Raw genomic sequence first — 20271 nt, forward strand, 5'->3', positions numbered from 1 at the left:
GCGGGCGCAAGAGCTTTTGCGTCCGTCGGCGGTTATTGCGTCCGCTGCACCCCTGGCTCGTACTCGGCCGGGGCGAGGGCGCGACGCAGCCCGGCCAGGTCGGCGCTCGCCGCGTGCGGCGAGAGCCGGCCGGCGAGCACGGCGTCAGTGGTGAGCACGGTCAGCTGGTCGATGATCGCGGCCGGGCCGAGGTCGGGGACTGGTGTGTCGGGGTGGAGCAGCGCGGCATGCGTCTCGATCAGTGCGCGCACGACCGGGGCAGACGCGAGCGCCTGACCCAGCGGCAGCTGCTGCCACCGCCGGGCCAGGCGCGTCAGTTCGGTGTCGACCTCCCTCGGGAGGGCCGGGATCACTCCCGCAGCCGGGCGAGCAGGCGCAGGAACTCGATGTAGAGCCAGACCAGCGTGACGATCAGGCCGTGAGCCAGCAGCCAGGAGTATTGCTGCGGGGCGCCAGTGCGGATCGCATGGTCGATCGAGTCGAAATCGAGCGCGAGCGACAACGAGGCCAGGCCGACCGCGAACAGCGAGATGCCGATGCCGAGGGCGCCGGTGCCGCCGAACCCAAACGGGGTGTTGCTGATCATTGCGAAGATGAAGTTGACGACGGCGAAGATCGCGTATCCGAAGATCATCAGCGTCAGGATGCGCCGGAACTTGGTGGTGACCTTGATCAGCCCGGACTTGTAGGCGAGGAACATGCCGGCGAAGGTCGCCAGGGTCGCGACGACGGCGGTGCTGACCAGGCCCTCACCATAGAAGTCGTTGAAGAAATTGCTCACCGCGCCGACGAACAGGCCCTCGACTGCGGCATACGCGATGATCAGCGGGACGCTGACGGTCTTCTTGAACGCGATGACCAGACCAAGGACGAGCGTGGCGATCATGCCGCCCATCCAGAACATCTGCCCGAGCGCCGGGCTGCGGTCGGAGACGATCCAGCCGAAGGCGCCGACGCCGAGGACGATCGCGAACAGCGTGAGGGTCTTCATCACGACGTCGTCCATCGTGACCCGGCCGGTCTGAACCGGGCCGGCGGAGGGCCGGTTGTACATGTCCTCCAGCTGGCCGTCCGAAATCGGGCCGCCCGGGTAGCCGTAACCCTGCTGCGGGTAGCCCCGCTGAGGGGCGGTGTTCCCGAAGCCGGCGTAGCCGCTGCGGGAGTCCTTCTCGATCCGGTCAAACACCGGGTTACTCGCCATAGGGGCGTCCTCCAAGGAGACGTGGCGTGGCCGAGTGTTGTGGCCACAGCTGTTTATTGCAACGTATGGTGCCCCAGATTGTTCCCGCTTTGCCTGCGGACACGTGCCCCCGACGGGAGTCGAACCCGCACTGCGGCGATTTTAAGTCGCCTGCCTCTGCCGTTGGGCTACGGGGACGCCACCACCCTACGGCCGCGGCGCCAGCCAACTCGGCGCCGACCTGCCCCGCGTCCGCCGGGTGACCGACTCAACATGACGCCGACGGGAAATCGTGCGATATTCATGTAGTCGGTTGTCAAGAATAATGTTCCCTCGACGCCGGCACCGAAGCTAGGGGAGGAGGCTTGACACCGTGACGAGCAGGGTGCTGCCCCCGACTCGTCGCCGCGGACCACGCCCGGGGTCGCCGCGGGGGCCGCGGCTGAGCCGCGAGGCGCGCGAACGGCAGCTGATCGGCATCGCGGAGCGCATCTTCGCCGAGCGGGGCTTTGCGAACACGACCATGGCCATGATTGCCGCGCAAGCCGGGATCACCAAGCCGGTCATCTACGACCACTTCGGCTCCAAGGAGGGCTTGCTCGCGGCCGTGATCGAGCAGGCAAGCCTCGACCTCGCCGACGCCGTCGCCGGCGGTGTGCGTGCTGTGCGGCCCGATGCGAGCGCCGAGGAGAGCTTCCGTGCCGGCGTCCGCGCCTACTTCGAGTTCGCCGACGCGCACGCCCTGGCCTGGCGGCGGTTCATCCGCGACGGTCAGGTCGGTGGCCTGGCGGCACCGACCGTGGAGGCGGCCCGCGGCGAGCAGCGCGCCAGCCTGGTGGACGAGTTGCGCCGGGTTCCGGCGTTTGGAACCTTGCCGACGGGGCAGCTTGAGGGAGTCGTCGAGGGCCTCATCGGCGCGTGTGAGCGGATTGCCGTCTGGCGGGCCGAGCGACCCACTGTCGATGCGGACGCAGCCACCGAGATGGTGATGAGCCTGACCTGGCACGGCATCAGCGCCTTGATCGACGCCGATGGGATAGCCGGCGGCTAGGTCACCACGATCACACTTACTGACCTCGACTCCTGCTGATCAGTCGAGCAGCGACAGCGCGATCCCGTCGAGGATGTCGTGTTCGGACGTGACGACCGGAACCGGACCGGCCGCCGCGACCACCGCCTCGATAATCGCCTGCCACACAAGCGCGCCACCCCCGATGACGTCGACGCGGCCGGGGTGCATGAACGGCAGCGCGGCCCGGGAGGCTCGCGTGCGGTGCAGCAGGTCGCTCGCGGCGGCCACGGCCTCGGCGGGTTCGAGCGTGCTCAGGTGGATCCGGGCGGCATCGTAGGCCTCCAGTCGCAGGGCGTGGGCCGTGATCGTCGTCACGGTGCCGGCGAGGCCGATCAGCGCGCCGATTCCCGGTAAGCGCACGGCATCAGCCGCCCGCGTCAGCGCCGCATCGGCGTCGCCGCGCGCCGCGGCGATCTGCGCAGCAGTTGGCGGGTCGTCCCGAAGGTGTCGTTCGGTCAGCCGCACACAGCCGACGTCGGTCGAGATCGCCGCCTCCACGCGGTCGCCGCCACGAACGAATTCGGTCGAGCCGCCACCGATGTCGACGACCAGGTAGGGGCCCGGGACGCCGGCGACCAGCAGGTCGCCGGTCGCTCCGGCAAAGGAGAGCTGCGCCTCCTCCTGGCCGGAGATGACCTGCGGGCTGATCCCGAAGTCGGCGAAGGCCGACTCGACCCCGGTGACGAACTCCGCCGCGTTGCTGGCGTCTCGCGACGCGGAGGTGGCGACGAAGCGGACCGCTTCGACCTCGTGCTCACGGCATCGGTGGGCATAGACGGTCGCCATTTGTAGTGCGGCCGCAATTCGCCCGGGATCGAGGCGACCGGTTCGATCGACGCCTTGCCCGAGCCGAACGACGTTCATCTCCCGCACGACATCGCGCACCACGCGCGTCTGCCGGTCGACGTCGGCGATCAGCAACCGGATCGAATTGGTGCCACAGTCGACCGCGGCGACGCGCATGCTCTCTCCTCCTCCGCGCACGACCCGGGCTCCCACCAGGGTGGCAGCTGGTCCAGGGCTTGGTCGCCGACCGGGTTGACGCCGGGCCCGACCGCCAGCGCGTGCCCCACGAGCGCGTGCAGGCACTTGACCCGGGCCGGCATACCGCCGGCGCTGATCCCGTCGATCTCGGGCACCGGCCGGGGCGACAGCTCGGCCCGACGACGCAGATAATCGGCATGCGCCAGCTGGTATGCCGCAGCCAACCCCGCGTCGTCGGCCAGCCGCTGCTGCATTTCGCGCATGGCCCCGGCGGACTCCAGGGTGCTGACCGCCGCGGTCAGCCGCGGGCAGGTGACATAGAAGGTCGTCGGGAAGGGCGTGCCGTCCGGCAGCCGTGCTGCCGTCGCGACGACATCGGGACGCCCGCAAGGGCACCGGTGCGCGACCGCCAGCACGCCCCGAGGAGGGCGGCCGAGCTGGCGCTCGACGGCGACGATGTCGGCGGCACGGATCGATTCGGTGCTGGTTGGCCCGGGGTCGGCGTCGCTCATTTCCCGGAGGCGAGCTGGGGATTGTCGGCGAGCTTGGCCGACTCCCAGATTTGGCCATACCACGGGTGGCCGGCCCCGATACCGGCCGCCCGGCCGTCGAGTTGCTCCGCCGCCGCCTGGGTCGGGTCGAGGACGGTGTAGGCCTTCTCCCCGGGCCGGACCATCCGCAGCCGCTCGCGCGCCTGCTGCTCGACATAGCCATCGGTCGCCCACAGCGCCTTCTCTCGCTCCATCGACGCCACGTCGGCTTTTTGGGCGCTGACCTGCTCACGCAGGGCAGAGATCTGGCTGCGTTGGCTGAGATAGCTTTTCAGCGTCGGGCCGAGCAGGACGAGCAGCAGCAGGGCAACCGAGGCAACGACCATGAACCGGCGCACGGACCAGGCCGAGCGGGCCCCGGCGGACTCCGGCGGGGCGGTGACCCGGCTGAGGCTGCGCGCGGCCGCGCGGTCCCCGTCGCCGCGGCCTCGTGGGCGCGAGGTCGGGGGACGGCGCGAAGGCGGCGGCATCCGGGCGCTCAGGCCGAGTAGCGCGGGAAGGCGCCCGCTCCGGCATACAGCGCGGCAGCGTCGAGCTCCTCTTCGATCCGCAGCAGCTGGTTGTACTTGGCGACCCGCTCGGAACGGGCCGGCGCGCCGGTCTTGATCTGGCCGCAGTTGGTGGCGACCGCGAGGTCGGCGATCGTGACGTCCTCGGTCTCACCGGAGCGGTGGCTCATCATGCAGGCATACCGGGAGCGGTGGGCCATATCGACGGCGTCGAGGGTCTCCGACAGCGAGCCGATCTGGTTGACCTTGACGAGCAGGGCGTTGGCGGTGTCGTTCTTGATGCCCCGCTCCAACCGCTCGGGGTTGGTCACGAAAAGGTCGTCGCCGACGAGCTGAACCTTGTCGCCGAGGGCGTCGGTGATGGCCTTCCAGCCATCCCAGTCGTCCTCGTTGAGGGGGTCCTCGATGGAGACGAGCGGGTACTTGGCGACCAGATCGGTGTAGTAGGCGATCATCTCGGCGCTCGACTTCTTGGCGCCCTCGAAGTTGTAGGAGCCCTTGTCGTGGAACTCGCTCGCCGCGACGTCGAGGGCCAGGGCGATGTCCTTGCCGGGCGTGTAGCCGGCCTTCTTGATCGCCTCGAGGATCAGGTCGAGCGCGGCGGCGTTGGACTCGAGGTTGGGCGCGAAGCCGCCCTCGTCGCCGAGGCCGGTGGCCAGGCCCTTGTCGTGCAGGACGCCCTTGAGCGCGTGGTAGACCTCGGCGCCCCAGCGCAACGCTTCGCGGAAGGAGGCGGCACCGATCGGGGCGATCATGAACTCCTGGATGTCGACATTGGAGTCGGCGTGGGAGCCGCCGTTGAGGATGTTCATCATCGGCACCGGCAGCACCCGGGCGTTGGGGCCGCCGACATAACGGAAGAGCGGCAGGCCGGCCGAGTCGGCGGCCGCCTTGGCGACCGCGAGCGAGACGCCCAAGATGGCGTTGGCGCCGAGGTTGCCCTTGTTGTCACTGCCGTCCAAGGCGAGCATCTCGGCGTCGACCAAGCGCTGGTCGGCCGCGTCGAAGCCGAGCAGCTTGGGGGCGATCTCCTCCATCACCGCTTCGACCGCCTTTTCGACGCCCTTGCCGCCATAGCGCTTCTTGTCGCCGTCGCGCCGCTCGACGGCTTCGAACGCGCCGGTCGAAGCGCCGCTGGGCACGGCGGCGCGGGCGACGGTGCCGTCGTCGAGACCGACCTCGACTTCGACCGTGGGGTTGCCTCGTGAGTCGAGAATCTCGCGGGCGACGATTGCCTCGATGCTGGCCACAACTGACTCCTGGGAAGTGGGATGGGATGGCTCAGTCGCCAGCCTAACGGGGTGCTCCCGAGCGCGCACGTATGCCGCGCCGCTCCGCCCCTGCGACCCGCAGCGCCGCCCTGCCCGGGCTAGCTCCCGGCGGGGGCGTGGGCCACCCCGGTCACCGCCGCTCGGCATACTGCTGCTGCTCGAAGGAGGTGGCCAGGCGGGTGTCTGTATTCGGCGCGGCAACCGGAGTGGCTCCCGGCGGTCGGGCGGCCAGATTGATTAGGGCGAACAGCTCCGTGCGCGCCTGCTCGGCGTCCATCTCGACGAGCTGAGCGTGATGGCGGTGCGCCTGCAATAGCGTGATCTGCACCAGGTCCTCGGCATCGGCGAGATTGCCGGTGAGCATCAGCCCGAGCCGCAGCAGCGCCGGCGCGCGCGCCATCACCAGATCCTCGAAGCGCGCCTCCACCTCGATGCTCACAGTCACCACAATGCCGCCCGACACCGATTCGTTGCATCCGCACAGGGTGGGCTAACCGGCGGCGCGCAGGGCCCCCTCCGCGAGCAGCCCTTGCGCCAGCGTGTAGCTGGCCATGACCGCGCTCTCCAGCAGCGGCGGCGGATCGTCGAGCAGGAACTGGCCGGTGGCCAGCAGCCCGTCGGACAGGAGGAAGGCCAGCGCGCCGGCCAGGCTCGCTCGGCGGGCATCCGCCGGGAGGTCCGCACCGAGATTTCCGGCATATGCCGCGGTTGCGCTGAGCAGCGCAGCATACGCAAGCACGGCGGGGCCGAGCACCCGCTCCTGGCGGGCCGCCCCGCGCGCCAGGGCCGGCCCGAGCAGCGCCCAGACGGCGGCCGCGAGCTGGGCCGGCCGGCCTTTCCAGAGCGGCCGGTCGCCCACGTGTTTGCGCATTCCGGTGATGTATGCCGCATGGCCGGCCCCGAACGCCCCCATCCCCGCCGCGAACGGCACCAGTCCGGTCCGCAGCAGGGCGATATCACCGGCCCAGCCGCACACCTGCGCGACCTGGGTGCTTGTGCGCAGCGGCGAGCGCGCAGCCCGCGGATCCGCCGCGAAGCCGGCGGCAAGGACCGGCAGCAGGAGCGGCTTGGTGACGCGCCGGGTCCGGTGGGCCCGCGGCCGTGCCGAGCCGGCGAGCGCGCTGTCGATGACCGCCAACGCGACATAACCGGCGCGGCAGCTCGACGCGAGGCGGGTCATGGCCGGCAGGCTACCGCCCCCGATCCACGGCCGATCGGTCCGAGCGGAATCGTCGGAACGCCCGGCCACTCGATTAATCCCAGTCGAGAGGAGCGTGTCGGCACGGTTGGCGGCGATTTTCGTGCCGAGCGGGTCCTCTCGACATCCGGTGGAGCCGATAATCGGCGCTTCCTTAGCGGGTCGAGCTACCCGAGCGTGGCCGCGAGGTCGATGACGCAGTGGCCGAGCCGGAGTTCGGCGAGGACGCCGACTTCGAAGCCGAGGTCGCCGAATCGGTGGCCGTAGGCGACGCCGACTGCGTGACGCCGGGCGCGGCCGGCGGCTGACTGGCCGAGCCCCACGCCGCCGAAGGATCGGTCGGCACGATCGTCAGCGGCGGCGTCCAGCCGGCCAGCGCGTCCCAGGCGCGACGCCCGAACCACGACGCCGGGAAGGTGTCGGCCAGGCGCGGCTCGCCGTTGGCCTGCCACAGTGAGCTGTCGTCAGCCGTCCCGGGCGGGGCGATCAGCTCGCCGACCTGGTCCCCCGAGATGGTTAGCGGCGTGCCGTCCTGGTCAAAGAGCCGGACGCCGTCGAGGCGCCGGCCCTCGGCGTCGTAGGCATAGATGTTGGCCACGCCATGCCCACCGGCGTAGATCCCGGTCTCGGGCGTCCGGTATTCGATGACGGGTGACCAGTCGGTCTCGCCGTTGGCGTCCCACGTGGCGACGCCGATCAGCCACAGCGGCAGGGCGAGCACCAGCGCCACGTTGAGCAGCGCGACCGGCAACCACCACCGTGCGCCCCGCGAGCGCAACCCGAGCCAAATCGAGGCGGCCACCGCGGCAATCGTGATCAGCACCCCGAGGCCCACCGACGAGAACGCGAAGAAGGCGGCCACCCCGGCGCCGACAATCAGACCGCGAACGACCCACCACGCGCCGCACAGTTCGCGCAGCCACGGCAGCGCCGCCAGCACGCGGGCGCCGGCACCCTCGGCGCGCTCACGCACCGACGACAGGAGGCGCAACCCTCGTCCGGTCGCAGCCGAGCGCGGCGGGAGGCCGGCGGCGGCGCGCAACTCCGCGGCATACGTCTGCGGTGTGCCGAGCCGGGAGCGCACATCGAGACCGGACTCGGCCGCCAACTCGCTCAGGTCGGCCTCCATGCCGAGGGTGAGGTCCTCGACCTCCTCCGGCGGCAGGTCGCTGAGTTCGGCGCGCACCTGCGCGACATAGCTGCGCACCCGGGCGTGCCGCGGATCGGTGCTCGAGATCGGGGGGTGGGACATCAGTGCGCTCCTGCCTCGGTCAACAGCCCGGCCATCGTCTCGGCGAAGGCGGACCAGGTCTTGGTCTGGGTGTGCAGGGCATGCCGGCCCTGCTCGTTGATGCCGTAGTACTTGCGATGCGGACCCTCCTCGGAGGGCACGACATAGGACGTCAGGGCGCCGGCGCCATAGAGGCGGCGCAGCGTGCCGTAGACCGAGGCGTCACCGACATCCTCCAGCCCCGCCGCCCGCAGCCGGCGCACGACGTCGTAGCCATATCCGTCTTCGCGCGCGATGACCGCCAACACCGCGAGGTCGAGAACGCCCTTGACCAATTGCGTCGGATCCACCACATCTCCTTCGGTTGCCGCACTATTACATATTCCGCACTAGCACGCATAGCGTAACCGGGCGAAGCGGGCACGCTGAACCGGAACACGCCGGTGGGCACTACCGCGTCTGCGACCGCGCGTTCAGGTTGGGAGTTGGGAGTAGGCGAGGGCCAAGGCCGCCCCGAGGCGGGCGTTGTTCTCGACCAGCGCGATATTGGTGCGCAGCGAGGCGCCGCCGGTGATCTCGACGATCCGGCCCAGCAGATACGGCGTGACGTCCCTACCGGTGGTACCGAGCCGGTCACAGTCGGCGAGGGCCCGCGCGATCACGCCGTCCATGTCCGCGGCCGGGATCTGTTGCGTCGTCGGGACGGGGTTGGCGATCACCACGCCGCCGCGCAACCCGAGATCCCACTTGACGTTCAGCAGGGCCGCGACGTCGTCGGGCGTGTCCAGCCGCATCGGCACCCCAAAACCGCTGGTCCGGGAAAAGAATGCCGGGAACTGATCGGTGCCGTAGCCGACCACCGGCACCCCGAGCGTCTCCAGCACTTCGAGGGTGCGACCGATGTCGAGGATCGACTTGACGCCGGCACTGATGACGGCGACGTCAGTCGTGGCGAGTTCGGTTAGGTCCGCGCTGATGTCCATGCTCGACTCGCCGCCACGGTGGACACCCCCGAGGCCGCCGGTGACAAAGACCCGGATCCCGGCCAGTGCCGCCAGCCGCATGGTCGCGGCGACCGTCGTGGCACCGTGGGCTCCGGTCGCGACGACGTATGGGAGATCGCGGACGCTGACCTTGACCACCGTGGGGTCACTGCCCAGCAGGTCAAGGTCGCCTGGTCCCAGCCCGATCCGCGGCACGCCGTCGAGGATGGCGATCGTCGCCGGCGTCGCGCCACCCTCCCGGACGATCTGCTCGACCCGTCGGGCCATGGCGACATTGTCGGGATAGGGCATGCCGTGGCTGATGATCGTCGATTCCAGGGCAACAACCGGCCCGCCCCCGGCGAGAGCGGCAGCAACCTCCTCGCTCACCCGCAGCCGGGGATGGCTCACGGAAGCGGCCCGGCAGCGACGAGATCGGCGCTCAGGTCGGCGCGCACCGAGTCGCTGGTCATCAGGGTCAGGGCCGAGACGCGATGCCCGTATGCCGCGGCATCGGCCACGCTCGCGCCCTGAAGCAACGCGTGCAGAAAGCCCGCGGTCAAGGCATCGCCCGCGCCGGTGACATCGACGATCGGGACCGGCGGCGGGCGGAACTCGCGGACCTCGGGGACGCCGTCGTTGCCGCGGCGCGCCAACACGCTGCCCATCGGTCCCAGGCGGGTCCAGACATGGTCGATCCCCGTGCCGAGGAGTTCGGCGGCGGCCTGGGCGATCTGCGGCAGGGCGACCGGGCGGCCGAGCAGGGCGACGAGTTCCTCGATATTGGGGGCGACCAGCCACGGCGGGTTGGCCAGAACGACCTCGCGCAGGCGGACCGCCCTGGGATAGCTGACGACGTCGAGCAGGCTGCGCACGCCACGCTCGCGTGCCCAGCGGAGCACCGTGGCTGCTACTTCGGCAGGGATGTTGGCATCGACGACGACGATGTCGTCGACGCTCACGCGCGTCAGGGCCGGCTCGATGTCGGCCAGCGTCAGCCCATCCATCGCTGCGGCGTCGCAGCCGGCCACGGACAGCTCACCGCTTGGATGCAAGATCGCGGCATACGTCCCCGTCCCGAAGACGGAGGTCACCACGTGTTCGAGACCGACCCCCGCCGCGGTGCACCGCTCGCGAATCACCTCGCCGGCTAGGTCGTCGCCGATCGCGGTGACCAGATCGACGCTCGTGCCGAGCCGGGCGAGGTTTTCGGCGATATTGCGCCCGACTCCTCCGGGAGTGGTGCGCACGAATCCGGGGTTGGACGTCCCCGGAACCAACTCGGCGTGACTGGTGGCCACCACATCCAACATGGCGCCACCGATGACGAGAACCCGGGCAGACACAAGCGCGTACTTTAACCCGAAGTTGCGAGTGGTTTGAGGGCTGATCCCCGTTTTGACCTGCAGTGATGCGGCTTCTAACCCCTCGGTGTGTCGTCACTAAAGTGGATCGATCGATCCGGCACGGTGTGATATTTTGGCGGTATGGCGAAACGTGGTGGAGCGGTTCATGTGACCACGCACCGTCGTCACTATGTTGGTAAGGACGGGGTGGCCCGGGACTACGAGACCCACCTGTTGCGGCGTTCCTGGCGGGAGAACGGCAAGGTGCGCAACGAGACGGTCGCGAACCTCTCCCACCTGCCGGCCGAGCTGATCGAGGTGATCCGGGCCTGCCTGGCCGGGCAGGCGTTCATCCCGGCCGACCAGGCCGCCACCATCACCCGCTCCCTGCCGCACGGGCATGTGGCCGCGGTGTGGGCCCAAGCCCGGGCCCTGGGCCTACCCGGGCTACTCGGGCCGCCCGGGCGGGCCCGGGACCTGGCGATGGGGCTGATCATCGCCCGAGTGCTGGCACCCGGCTCGAAGCTGGCGACCATCTCCTGGTGGGCCGACACCACCCTGGGCGTCGACCTCGACCTGGCCGGTGCCTCCACCGACGAGGTCTACGCGGCGATGGACTGGCTACTCGGGCGCCAGGACGCGATCGAGAAGCAGCTGGCCCGGCGCCACCTGGCCGCCGACGCCAACCCCGCCCGGATGGCGCTGTTCGACCTATCGTCCTCGTGGATGGAAGGCAGCCACTGCCCACTGGCCCGGCGCGGCTACTCCCGCGACGGGAAGAAGAACCGCACCCAGATCGAGTACGGGCTGCTGACCGACCCGGCCGGTCGCCCGGTCGCGATCCGGGTCTTCCCCGGCAACACCGCCGACCCCACCGCGTTCATCGTCGAGGCCGTCACCCTGGTGCGGGACACCTTCAAACTCACCGAGATGGTCATGGTCGGCGACCGCGGCATGATCACCACCGCCCGGATCACCGCGATCCGCCACACCAACACCGACCCGGCCACCCGAGCCGACCTCGGCTGGATCACCGCGCTGCGCGCCCCCGCGATCAAAACCCTTGCCGCCGAGGGCGGCCCGCTTCAACCAACCCTGTTCGATGAACACAACCTGGCCGAAATCAGCCACCCCGACTACCCCGGGGAACGGCTGATCGCCTGCCGCAACCCGTTCCTAGCCACCGAACGCGCCCGCAAACGCGAGGACCTGCTCACCGCCACCGAAACCGCCCTGGCCCCCACCCAGCGAGCAGTGGCCGAGGGCCGGCTAGCCGGCGCCGACACGATCGGCCTGCGGGTCGGCAAACTCCTCAACAAATACCGGATGGCCAAACACTTCGACCTGACCATCACCGACACCACCGTGGTGATCACCCGCAAAACCAGCCAGATCGCCGCCGAAGCCGCCCTCGACGGCATCTACGTGCTACGCACCCCAACGCCCGCCGAGACCCTCACCCCCGCCAGCATCGTCCAGGCCTACAAAAACCTCGCCCACGTCGAACGCGACTTCCGCAGCATCAAAGCCACCGACCTCGACCTGCGCCCGATCTACCACCGCCTCGAAGACCGCGTCCGCGCCCACGTCCTGATTGTGATGCTCGCCGCCTACCTGACCTGGCACCTACGCGCCACCCTAGCCCCCCTGACCTACACCGACGAACACCCGCCAACACCCGCCGACCCGGTCGCCCCCGCCCACCGCTCCCCAGCCGCGGACCGCAAAGCCTCCCGACACACCGACGACCACGACCAGCCCGTGCGGTCCTTCCCGGCCCTGCTCAAACACCTCGCCACCCTGACCCGCAACGACCTGCGCTACGGCACCGACCACACCACACCCCTCGTGCCCACCCTGGCCGAACCCACCCCCACCCAACGCCACACCTTCGCCCTCCTAAACGCCCCCATCCCCCTAACCATCAACGGCAAGTAGACAGAACCACCAACACCCAAACCAGCGAACCCCCTGCCCAGCAGGGGGTTCGCCACGTCAACCAGCCGTAACTTCGGTTTAACCGCCTCTCTTCTCGCGCGCAGGTCGAGTCCGGGCGTGCCGCGCCGGCCGGCTCCCGCGGATTCGCGTTATCCGCGGGCGAGCCGCTCCTGCTCCTTGATCCGGGCCCATTGGGCCTCCACCTCGGCGGGTGTGGTCGCCTCGGCGTCGGCAAAGACGTGGGGGTGGCGCCTGATCAGCTTCTCGACGAGCACCGCCGCGACGTCGTCGATCGTGAACGGGGCCTTGGGATCCTCTTCGCCGACCCGGGCGTGGAAGACGACCTGCAACAAGACATCGCCCAGCTCCTCGACCAGGTGGTCCCGATCGCCCGCGCGGATCGCCTCGATCGCCTCCTGGGACTCCTCCAGCAGATAGGGGATGAGGCTGTCATGAGTCTGCTCGCCATCCCAGGGGCAGCCGCCCGGTGAGCGCAGCCGGTCCATGGCCGTGACGACGTCGAGCAGCCTGCCGCCCGGCACGTCCCACGACCCCACGAGCACCTCGACCGCGGGTGGCTCGTCGAGGACGCTGACGGCCGCAGCGATGGCGTCGCTCAGGCCGGGGTCGCCGTCCCCGCTGCCGAGCCAGACGACCGGGGCGTGCGCCGCGCGGTCGAGCAGCTCCCGGGCGAGGGCCGGGATGCCGCCTTGGGATGCCGGGGTCACGGTCAGCCCGGCCGCGGTGACCGCGACGACCAGGGGCTCGTCGGCCGCGCGTGCATGGATCTCGCGTGCCTGCTCCAGCGCGCTCCAGGCATCGCGGGTGAGCAGCGCCGCCGGCACGCGGGGGCTGGTGAGCAGCAGCGTCAGCCCGGGCGCGGGCGGATTGGTGGAGGCACGGTCGATGGCCTCAGCCGGCGGCACGAGGGAAGCCAGGTCAGGTGGTGTCGGCGATCCAGTTCGGCGCGGCCGGGGCCAAGGTCAGCTGCTCCTTGTCATAGGTGCCGAAGCGGGGGTTGACGCTGATGCGCTTCTTGTCGAGGGCCGCCGCCAAGGCCTGGGGGGCCTGCGGGTCCTGGCCGATCATGTTCCAAGCCGCATTGGCCCGCAACAGGTCGATGGTCTCGGGGGTCGGATTCTCGACCTTGCCCGCCAGCGCGGCCAAAGCGGCGTCGACGGTGACCGTCTGGCCCTTGGCCTCGGCGACCTCGAGCACCGACCCGGAGCTGATCAGCAGGTCGATCGCATTGGCCATCGTCAACGGCTGGTCGGGGGTGAAGGCCTGGTTGATCTGCTCGGCGGCAGTCCGGGCGGCGTCTTCGGTGATCACCCGGCCGTCCACCTTGGCGGCGACGTCGGCATTGCCGATGCCGCACCCTCCAAGGCCAAGGCCGATGGCGGCTGCGGCGGCAATGACGCGGAGTCTGCTCACGGGTCGATCCTTCCTCACCTGATCTCGTCCAGGATGATCGTACGCAACACATCGCCCGCCCAGTCGAGCACCGCCAGGTCACGCAGCGGCGTGCCGCCGACGCGGGCGGTGGTGGGCCTGGGCACCAGCATCGTGCTGACCCCGTCCTTGTAGAGCGAGCGGGCATACAGCCGCTGCAGCCGCAACTGCTGGCTCTCGCGCAGTGAGACCGGGGCGAACCGGACGTTGCTCGCCTGCACGGCCATCTCGGTGACCCCGGCGCGCCGGGCGAGCACCCGCAGCCGGGCGACGGCGACCAGATTGCTCACCGGCTCCGGCAACGGCCCATAGCGGTCGATCAGCTCCGCCTCGACCTCGGCCAGCTCGGCGTCGCTGGTGACCGCAGCGAGCTTCTTGTAGGCCTCCAACCGCAGCCGCTCCCCGGGGATGTAGCCGTGCGGCAGGTGGGCGTCGACGGGCAGCTCGATACTCAGCTCGCTCGACTGCTCCTCCTCCCCGCGGAAGGCCGAAACGGCCTCACCGACGAGCCGGACGTAGAGGTCGAAGCCGACCCCGGCGATGTGTCCCGACTGCTCGCCGCCGAGCAGATTGCCGGCGCCGCGGATCTCCAGGTCCTTCATCGCCACCTGCATGCCGGCGCCGAGGTCGGTGTTGCTGGCGATCGTGCGCAGCCGCTCGATGGCGGTCTCGGTCAACGGTTTTTCGGGGGGATAGAGGAAGTAGGAGTAGGCGCGCTCGCGGCCGCGCCCGACCCGGCCGCGCAGCTGATGCAGCTGGGAGAGGCCGAGTTGGTCGGCGCGCTCGACGATCAGGGTGTTGGCGTTGGAGATGTCCAGGCCGGTCTCGACAATCGTCGTGCAGACAAGCACATCGAAGCGCCGCTCCCAAAAGTCGAGGACGACCTGCTCCAGCTTGTGCTCCCCCATCTTGCCGTGGGCGGTGGCAATCCGGGCCTCGGGCACCAGCTCGCGCAACCGGGCGGCGGCCCGCTCGATCGAGGCGACCTTGTTGTGGACATAGAAGACCTGCCCGTCGCGCAGCAGCTCGCGCCGGATAGCCGCAGTGATCTGTTTCTCGTCATAGCCGCCGACGAAGGTCAACACCGGGTGCCGCTCCTCCGGCGGCGTCGCCAGCGTCGACATCTCCCGGATGCCGGTCACCGCCATCTCCAGGGTGCGCGGGATCGGCGTCGCCGACATCGAGAGCACGTCTACAGCCGTGCGCATCGCCTTGAGCTGCTCCTTGTGCTCGACGCCGAAGCGCTGCTCCTCATCGACCACGACGAGCCCGAGGTCCTTAAACCGCACCTCGCCGCCGAGCAGCCGGTGGGTGCCGATGACGAGGTCGATGCTGCCGTCGGCCAGGCCGGCGAGCACGGCCTTGGCCGCCTTGTCGCTCTGGAACCGGGACAAGGCGGCGACGACGACGGGGAATCCGGCATACCGCTCGGAGAAGGTCGTGAAGTGCTGCTGGACAAGCAGCGTGGTCGGCACGAGCACGGCGACCTGCTTGCCGTCCTGGATCGCCTTGAATGCCGCCCGCACGGCGATCTCGGTCTTGCCGTAGCCGACGTCGCCACAGATCAGCCGGTCCATGGGCACGGCGCGCTCCATATCGGCCTTGACCTCATCGATGCTGGAGAGCTGGTCGGGGGTCTCGACATACGCGAACGCATCCTCGAGCTCGCGCTGCCACGGTGTGTCGGGGGCGAATGCGTGCCCGGTGGTCGCCATCCGGGCGCTGTAGAGCCGGATCAGCTCGGCCGCGATCTGGCGGACGTGCCGGCGGGCCTTGGCCTTGGTTTCCTTCCAGTCGGCGCCGCCGAGCCGGTGGATCGTCGGGGCCTCGCCGCCGACATAGCGGGTGACCTGGTCGAGCTGGTCGGTGGGGACGAACAGCCGGTCCGGAGGCCGGCCACGCTTGGCCGCGGCGTATTCGAGGACGAGGTATTCGCGGGTGGCGCCGCCGACGGTGCGTTGCATCATCTCGACGAAGCGGCCGACGCCGTGCTGCTCGTGGACGACGTAGTCGCCGGGGCGCAGCTGGAGCGGGTCGACCTGGGCCCGGCGCCGCGACGGCATCCGGCGCATGTCCTTGGTCGAGCCGCCCGTGGTGGCGACCGTGCCCATCAGGTCGGCCTCGGTGAGGACGGCCAGCTGGCTGTCGGGCAGCAGGAACCCCCGCCCGAGGCTGCCGGTCGCCAGCGTGACGACCCCGGCGTCCGGCGCGCCGCCCTCGCGGGCCGGGATGCCGCGCTCGCGCAGCACCTCGGCGACGCGTTGGGCCAGGCCGTGCCCCTCGGTGACGATCTGCACCGCCCACCCCGAGGCGATCCACTCGCCGAGATCGACGACGGCCTTTTCGGTGTTTCCCCGGTATGCCGCGGGCTCCCGTGCCGCGATCATCGTCGCCGGCGCTTGCGCGCCGCCGAAGTCGTCGAGTTCGGTGTCGGCGGCGAACCCGCCAAGCACCCACCAAGGCACGCCGAGGCCGGCGGCGTGCTCGCGGGCCTGGGTCAGCGTCCAGTAGGACGCGCTGCCCAGCACCGCCCGCAGATCGATCGGGACGGCGTTGCCGGCGGCCGCGTTGGACCACGAGGCCTCGAGGAACTCCTCGCTGGTGGCGACCAGGTCGTGGGCGCGGGCACGCACCCGCTCGGGGTCGACGATCGCGACCACACTGCCGGCCGGTAGGACCTCGAGGAGGCTCTCCATGCCGTCAACGAGCACGGGAGCGAGCGACTCCATGCCCTCGACCGCGATGCCCTCGGCGACCCGGTGCAGCATCTCGCCGACGCCCGGCAGGCTCTCGGCTAGGGCGCCCGCCCGGGCGCGCACGGCATCGGTGAGCAGCACCTCCCGGCACGGCGGCGCCCACAAGCCATGCGGGGCGATCTCCAAGGAGCGCTGATCGGCGACCTTGAACCAGCGGATCTCCTCAACGACATCGCCCCAGAACTCCACCCGCAGCGGATGCTCCTCGGTCGGTGGGAAGACGTCGAGGATGCCACCACGCACAGCGAATTCGCCGCGCCGCTCAACGAGGTCGGTCCGGACATAGGCGGCGGCCGCCAACGCCTCGGCCACCTGCTCCAGGGGCTGCTCCTCCCCGGGCTGCAGCCGCACCGGCGCCAGGTCGCCGAGCCCGGTGACCAGGGGCTGCAGCAGCGCCCGCACCGAGCAGGTGACCACCCGCGGCCGGCCGAGCGCCGGGTCCTCGGGGTCGGGGTGGGCCAGGCGGCGCAGCACCGCCAGGCGGCGCCCGACCGTGTCGGAGCGCGGCGAGAGCCGCTCGTGCGGGAGGGTCTCCCAGCTGGGGAATGCGGCGACCTGCTCGGGGGCCAGCAGCGCCGCCAGCGCGGCCGCGAGGTCCTCGGCCTCACGCGCGGTGGCAGTGACCACGAGGGTGGTGGCGTCGGCCGGCCCGGCGAGCGCGACGAGCGGGGCGCGCAGCCCGTCGGCCAGGGCCACCTCCACGGGGGCGTCGGCGCCGCGCAGGACGCCGATGGCCGCGGCCACGCTGGGGTCGGTCCCGATCGCGGGCAGCAACGTGGAGACGCTCATCGCTCACCGCCGGGGGCGTGGAACCGTTGTTGGGTGGCGAGCAGTCCGTGCCGGACGAGGTCCTCGGCGGCGTCGGCGGCCTCGGCGACGCTCACCGCGATCTCGGGCTGCTCGGCCGCGGTGAAGTCGCGCAACACGAAGTCGGCCGGGTCCATCCGTCCCGGCGGCCGGCCGATACCGACGCGGACCCGCAGGTAGTCGCGGGTGCCGAGGAGCGCACTCACCGAGCGCAAGCCGTTGTGCCCGCCCTCGCCGCCGCCCAGCTTGAGCCGGATCAGCCCGAAGCCAATGTCGAGCTCGTCGTGGACGACGATGACCCGCGCCGGGGGGATCTTGTAGAACCGGGCCAGCTCGCGCACGGCCCTGCCGGACTCGTTCATGAACCCGGTCGGGATCGCGATCAGCGCCGGGATGCGGTCGGGACCGATGGCGACCTTGGCGGCCACCGCGCCACCCTTGTGGCGCGCCAGCGCCACCCGGTGCCGGGCGGCCAGCGCGTCCACGACGTGGGCGCCGACGTTGTGCCGGTTGCCCGCATAGCGCGCCCCGGGGTTGCCGAGGCCGACGATCACCCACAGGTCCACAGCCAGCCCCCTTTCAGCCGGCGAGACTACGCCGATAGACCGACAGCACCTGGTCGGTGACCACGTCCCAGTCGAACTTGCTGCGGACCTCGGCGCGTAGGGCGGCGGCATTGGCGGCCCCGGCGTCCGGGTCGGCGAGCTCGGCGCGCAGCGCGGCGGCCAGGTCCGCGGTGGAGTCGTGACCAAAGACCCGCGTCCCCGGGAGCGAGCGGTGGACGACCTCCAGGTGCGGTGCGATGTCGCTGACGACCACCCGCAGCCCGTATGCCGCGGCCTCCAGCAGCGTAATCGGCATACCCTCCAGCTTGGACGGTTGCACGAAGACCCCCGCCGAACTCATCACCTCGGCCAGCGCCTGGCCGTAGAGGTAGCCGGTCAGCACGACCCGGGGATCGGCCGCGGCCAGGGCGCGCACCTCCTCGGCATAGGCATCGGTGTTGGAGGAGTCGCCGACCACCACCAGCTGGGTGTCCCCTGGCACTCGGGCAAAGGCCCGCAGCAGCATGTCGGGCTGCTTCTCGGGCACCAGCCGGCCGAGGAAGAGGCCGTATCCCGGGCGCAGCCCGAAGCGCTCCAGCGTCGGGCCGGGTGGGATCGGCGTGACCTTGGGGGCCCCATTGGGGATGTAGGTCGCGGCGCGCCCGTGCAGCTGCTCATAGATCCGGGCCAGATCCCGGGAGACGACGATCACCTCATCGGGCACGAAGGTCGAGAAACTGCGGCCCAGCCGGAGCATTGAGCGGGCGGGAAGGGACCACTTGGCGCGCTCGTCGTCGAGGCCGTGGACGGTCTGAACGACGGTTGCGCTGGAGAGCAGTTTGGGGATCGGCGTGAACAGGCCCGGCCCCATCGCGTGGAAGTGGACGATGTCGTAGCGGCGGCGCAGCGTGTGGATCGCGCTCAACCCCGAGTGCACGGTCGACTCCAGGTGTTTGCCGCCCGGCGTCGGCAGATTGCGCAACATGACGCCGCGATAGCGTCCCGGCGTCCGGCCAACCGGTGGCTCGTAGTTGTAGTCAGCCGGCACCGTCAGGTCGTCGGCGGAATAGTTCGGGCGGCAATAGACCGTGACCTGGTGGCCGTCGGCGGCCAGGCGCCAGCCGATCTCCTCGACGTGTTTCTCCACCCCGCCATAGGACGCGGGCAGCCCGCGCAGGCCGATCATCGCGATCTTCACGCCGGAGTCTCCACAGCTGCCGGGGACCGGGTCGCGCGGATGTCGCCATAGAGCGCGGTGATGGCTCGCAGGTGGGCCGCCGGCGCATGCTGGGCAAGGACTCGTGCCCGGGCGGCGTGGCCGTGCACGCGGGCGCGATCCGGGTCGGCGAGGTAGTCGCCCAGAGCGGCGGCGAGCGCCGCCGGATCCTGAGGCGGGACGAGCGCCCCGCACGGCCCCGGCTCGATCAGCTCCGGTATGCCGCCGAGCGCGCTCGCGACGACCGGCACACCGGCGGCGAAGGACTCGAGCACCGCCAGCGGCTGGTTCTCCAACCAGCGCGCGGGCAACACGCTGACCCGGGCCCCGGCCAGCAGGAGGCGCAAGCGGTCGGTGTCGAGCCGGCCGTGGAAGCGGATCCGGCCCGGGGCGGCCGCGTCGGCGAGGTCGACCAACGCCGCCCGGGAGGATCCGTCACCGGCGATATCGAGGCGCGCATCGGGCAACCGGGCGAGGGCGCGGATGAGCACGTCGATGCCCTTCTCGGGGGAGAGCCGGCCGGCGTAGACGATCCCCTCACCCGCTCCGGCGCGCTGTGGGACATCCACCGAGGTGAAGTTGTCGACGTGAACGAGGCGATCCCGGTGGATGCCGGCCGCGGTCAGTTGGCCGTGCAGGAAACGGCTGGGACAGACCAAGGCGTCAAGCGACGCGTAGGCACCGGCCAGGCGGTGGGCGCCGACCTCGAACGCCGCCAGCGCGGAGGCGGCGAGGCTGCCGTCCTTGCACCGGCGCAGCGGCGCCTGGCGCAGGCCACCATGGACGCACGCCGTGCAGATCGCCCCCTGATCGAGGAAGCGGTAGGTCGGGCAGACCAGCTTGTAGTCATGCAGGGTCATGACGAGCGTGGCGCCGCTGGCGGTGGCCGCCCGGATCACCGACGGTGAGAGGTGGTGATAGATGTTGTGGAAGTGAATGACGTCGGGGGCGAAATCGTCCACGACCGCCGCCATCCCCCGCTGCGCCGACCGGCACCACAGCATCCGGCCGGCCAGGGCGAGCCGAGCGGACACCGCGGCGGGGGTCGGCTCGTACTCGACGTGGGCCGGGAAGTGCCGCGAGTAGCGCATCGGCAGGTTCTCGGGGTGATCCATCCCGAAGAACTCCACCGCATGGCCGGCGTCGCGTTGCAGCGCGGCGAGGTCGAGCAGGTAGCCCTCGGCGCCGCCGCGCCGGTAAAGGAACTTGTTGACGTGGAGGATGCGCACCCG

At 70.6% G+C, this 20271-nt stretch carries 20 protein-coding genes and 1 tRNA gene; 2 read left to right on the top strand and 19 right to left on the bottom strand.

From position 1 onward, the window contains the following. Positions 1-32: 32 nt before the first annotated feature. The 3 genes from V9G19_RS23045 to V9G19_RS23055 form a co-directional block, all read right to left on the bottom strand. Positions 33-353 (bottom strand): hypothetical protein, encoded by a 321-nt coding sequence (locus V9G19_RS23045; RefSeq protein ID WP_462287731.1) that lies wholly within the window; start codon positions 351-353, stop codon positions 33-35. After that, positions 350-1201 carry a Bax inhibitor-1/YccA family protein gene (locus V9G19_RS23050; protein ID WP_462287732.1) on the bottom strand — a complete coding sequence of 284 codons (852 nt, stop codon included), beginning with the start codon at positions 1199-1201 and terminating at the stop codon, positions 350-352. Before V9G19_RS23050 ends, V9G19_RS23045 begins: the two co-directional genes overlap by 4 nt. Before the next feature lie 104 nt (positions 1202-1305). Then, positions 1306-1378: transfer RNA gene (locus V9G19_RS23055), tRNA-Leu, on the bottom strand. A gap of 175 nt (positions 1379-1553) precedes the next feature. Between V9G19_RS23055 and V9G19_RS23060 the strand changes: the two genes are divergently transcribed. Next, positions 1554-2231, top strand: coding sequence for a TetR/AcrR family transcriptional regulator (locus V9G19_RS23060; RefSeq protein ID WP_462287733.1), 678 nt, complete (start codon positions 1554-1556; stop codon positions 2229-2231). Between the two features lie 39 nt (positions 2232-2270). On the opposite strand, the gene V9G19_RS23065 is transcribed toward V9G19_RS23060, so the two are convergent. From V9G19_RS23065 to V9G19_RS23110, 10 genes are all read right to left on the bottom strand, one after another. After that, complete coding sequence (locus tag V9G19_RS23065; protein ID WP_462287734.1) at positions 2271-3215, bottom strand: Ppx/GppA phosphatase family protein; 945 nt, start codon at positions 3213-3215, stop codon at positions 2271-2273. Further along, positions 3167-3748, bottom strand: a complete 582-nt coding sequence (locus V9G19_RS23070) for a DUF501 domain-containing protein (protein ID WP_462287735.1) — start codon at positions 3746-3748, stop codon at positions 3167-3169. Before V9G19_RS23070 ends, V9G19_RS23065 begins: the two co-directional genes overlap by 49 nt. Then, positions 3745-4257 (bottom strand): FtsB family cell division protein, encoded by a 513-nt coding sequence (locus V9G19_RS23075; RefSeq protein WP_462287736.1) that lies wholly within the window; start codon positions 4255-4257, stop codon positions 3745-3747. The genes V9G19_RS23070 and V9G19_RS23075 overlap by 4 nt, the downstream gene beginning before the upstream one ends. An 8-nt stretch (positions 4258-4265) precedes the next feature. Then, positions 4266-5546, bottom strand: coding sequence for a phosphopyruvate hydratase (gene eno, locus V9G19_RS23080; protein WP_462287737.1), 1281 nt, complete (start codon positions 5544-5546; stop codon positions 4266-4268). A gap of 151 nt (positions 5547-5697) precedes the next feature. Then, positions 5698-6006: a hypothetical protein gene (locus V9G19_RS23085; protein WP_462287738.1), complete on the bottom strand. Its 309-nt coding sequence runs from the start codon at positions 6004-6006 to the stop codon at positions 5698-5700. A gap of 51 nt (positions 6007-6057) precedes the next feature. Continuing rightward, a complete protein-coding gene (locus V9G19_RS23090; RefSeq protein WP_462287739.1) occupies positions 6058-6747 on the bottom strand; it encodes a lysoplasmalogenase family protein in 690 nt (229 codons plus the stop codon). A 172-nt stretch (positions 6748-6919) separates the two neighbouring features. Next, a complete protein-coding gene (locus V9G19_RS23095) occupies positions 6920-8017 on the bottom strand; it encodes an HAAS signaling domain-containing protein (RefSeq protein WP_462287740.1) in 1098 nt (365 codons plus the stop codon). Then, positions 8017-8346 (bottom strand): PadR family transcriptional regulator, encoded by a 330-nt coding sequence (locus tag V9G19_RS23100; RefSeq protein ID WP_462287741.1) that lies wholly within the window; start codon positions 8344-8346, stop codon positions 8017-8019. The genes V9G19_RS23095 and V9G19_RS23100 overlap by 1 nt, the downstream gene beginning before the upstream one ends. A gap of 123 nt (positions 8347-8469) precedes the next feature. Then, positions 8470-9390, bottom strand: a complete 921-nt coding sequence (locus V9G19_RS23105) for a pseudouridine-5'-phosphate glycosidase (RefSeq protein ID WP_462287742.1) — start codon at positions 9388-9390, stop codon at positions 8470-8472. Continuing rightward, positions 9387-10325: a PfkB family carbohydrate kinase gene (locus V9G19_RS23110; RefSeq protein ID WP_462287743.1), complete on the bottom strand. Its 939-nt coding sequence runs from the start codon at positions 10323-10325 to the stop codon at positions 9387-9389. Before V9G19_RS23110 ends, V9G19_RS23105 begins: the two co-directional genes overlap by 4 nt. A 141-nt stretch (positions 10326-10466) precedes the next feature. On the opposite strand from V9G19_RS23110, the gene V9G19_RS23115 reads away from it, so the two are divergent. Then, positions 10467-12263, top strand: a complete 1797-nt coding sequence (locus V9G19_RS23115) for an IS1634 family transposase (RefSeq protein WP_462287744.1) — start codon at positions 10467-10469, stop codon at positions 12261-12263. Positions 12264-12412: 149 nt separating this feature from the next. Here V9G19_RS23115 and V9G19_RS23120 read toward each other — a convergent pair whose 3' ends face one another. From V9G19_RS23120 to V9G19_RS23145, 6 genes are read right to left on the bottom strand one after another with little or no spacing between them, the layout of a single operon-like run. Then, complete coding sequence (locus tag V9G19_RS23120) at positions 12413-13189, bottom strand: MazG nucleotide pyrophosphohydrolase domain-containing protein (RefSeq protein ID WP_462287745.1); 777 nt, start codon at positions 13187-13189, stop codon at positions 12413-12415. Between the two features lie 13 nt (positions 13190-13202). Continuing rightward, positions 13203-13697 carry a hypothetical protein gene (locus V9G19_RS23125; protein ID WP_462287746.1) on the bottom strand — a complete coding sequence of 165 codons (495 nt, stop codon included), beginning with the start codon at positions 13695-13697 and terminating at the stop codon, positions 13203-13205. A 14-nt stretch (positions 13698-13711) separates the two neighbouring features. Next, positions 13712-17260, bottom strand: coding sequence for a transcription-repair coupling factor (gene mfd, locus V9G19_RS23130; RefSeq protein WP_462287747.1), 3549 nt, complete (start codon positions 17258-17260; stop codon positions 13712-13714). Next, positions 17257-17844 carry an aminoacyl-tRNA hydrolase gene (gene pth, locus V9G19_RS23135; protein WP_462287748.1) on the bottom strand — a complete coding sequence of 196 codons (588 nt, stop codon included), beginning with the start codon at positions 17842-17844 and terminating at the stop codon, positions 17257-17259. Before pth ends, mfd begins: the two co-directional genes overlap by 4 nt. Before the next feature lie 13 nt (positions 17845-17857). Next, positions 17858-19021, bottom strand: coding sequence for a glycosyltransferase family 4 protein (locus V9G19_RS23140; protein WP_462287749.1), 1164 nt, complete (start codon positions 19019-19021; stop codon positions 17858-17860). Beyond that, positions 19018-20268: a glycosyltransferase gene (locus tag V9G19_RS23145; RefSeq protein ID WP_462287750.1), complete on the bottom strand. Its 1251-nt coding sequence runs from the start codon at positions 20266-20268 to the stop codon at positions 19018-19020. The genes V9G19_RS23140 and V9G19_RS23145 overlap by 4 nt, the downstream gene beginning before the upstream one ends. Positions 20269-20271 lie beyond the last annotated feature (3 nt).

Origin of the sequence: Nostocoides sp., from assembly GCF_037045025.1 — a bacterium.
In the GTDB taxonomy this organism is placed as follows: domain Bacteria; phylum Actinomycetota; class Actinomycetes; order Actinomycetales; family Dermatophilaceae; genus Nostocoides_A.

Excerpts from the sequence above, each read along its gene's own strand:
- mfd (WP_462287747.1), bottom strand. The coding sequence starts at position 17,260 with ATGAGCGTCTCCACGTTGCTGCCCGCGATCGGGACCGACCCCAGCGTG.
- V9G19_RS23115 (WP_462287744.1), top strand. The coding sequence starts at position 10,467 with ATGGCGAAACGTGGTGGAGCGGTTCATGTGACCACGCACCGTCGTCAC.
- V9G19_RS23075 (WP_462287736.1), bottom strand. The coding sequence starts at position 4,257 with ATGCCGCCGCCTTCGCGCCGTCCCCCGACCTCGCGCCCACGAGGCCGC.
- V9G19_RS23095 (WP_462287740.1), bottom strand. The coding sequence starts at position 8,017 with ATGTCCCACCCCCCGATCTCGAGCACCGATCCGCGGCACGCCCGGGTG.
- V9G19_RS23050 (WP_462287732.1), bottom strand. The coding sequence starts at position 1,201 with ATGGCGAGTAACCCGGTGTTTGACCGGATCGAGAAGGACTCCCGCAGC.
- V9G19_RS23090 (WP_462287739.1), bottom strand. The coding sequence starts at position 6,747 with ATGACCCGCCTCGCGTCGAGCTGCCGCGCCGGTTATGTCGCGTTGGCG.
- V9G19_RS23065 (WP_462287734.1), bottom strand. The coding sequence starts at position 3,215 with ATGCGCGTCGCCGCGGTCGACTGTGGCACCAATTCGATCCGGTTGCTG.
- V9G19_RS23070 (WP_462287735.1), bottom strand. The coding sequence starts at position 3,748 with ATGAGCGACGCCGACCCCGGGCCAACCAGCACCGAATCGATCCGTGCC.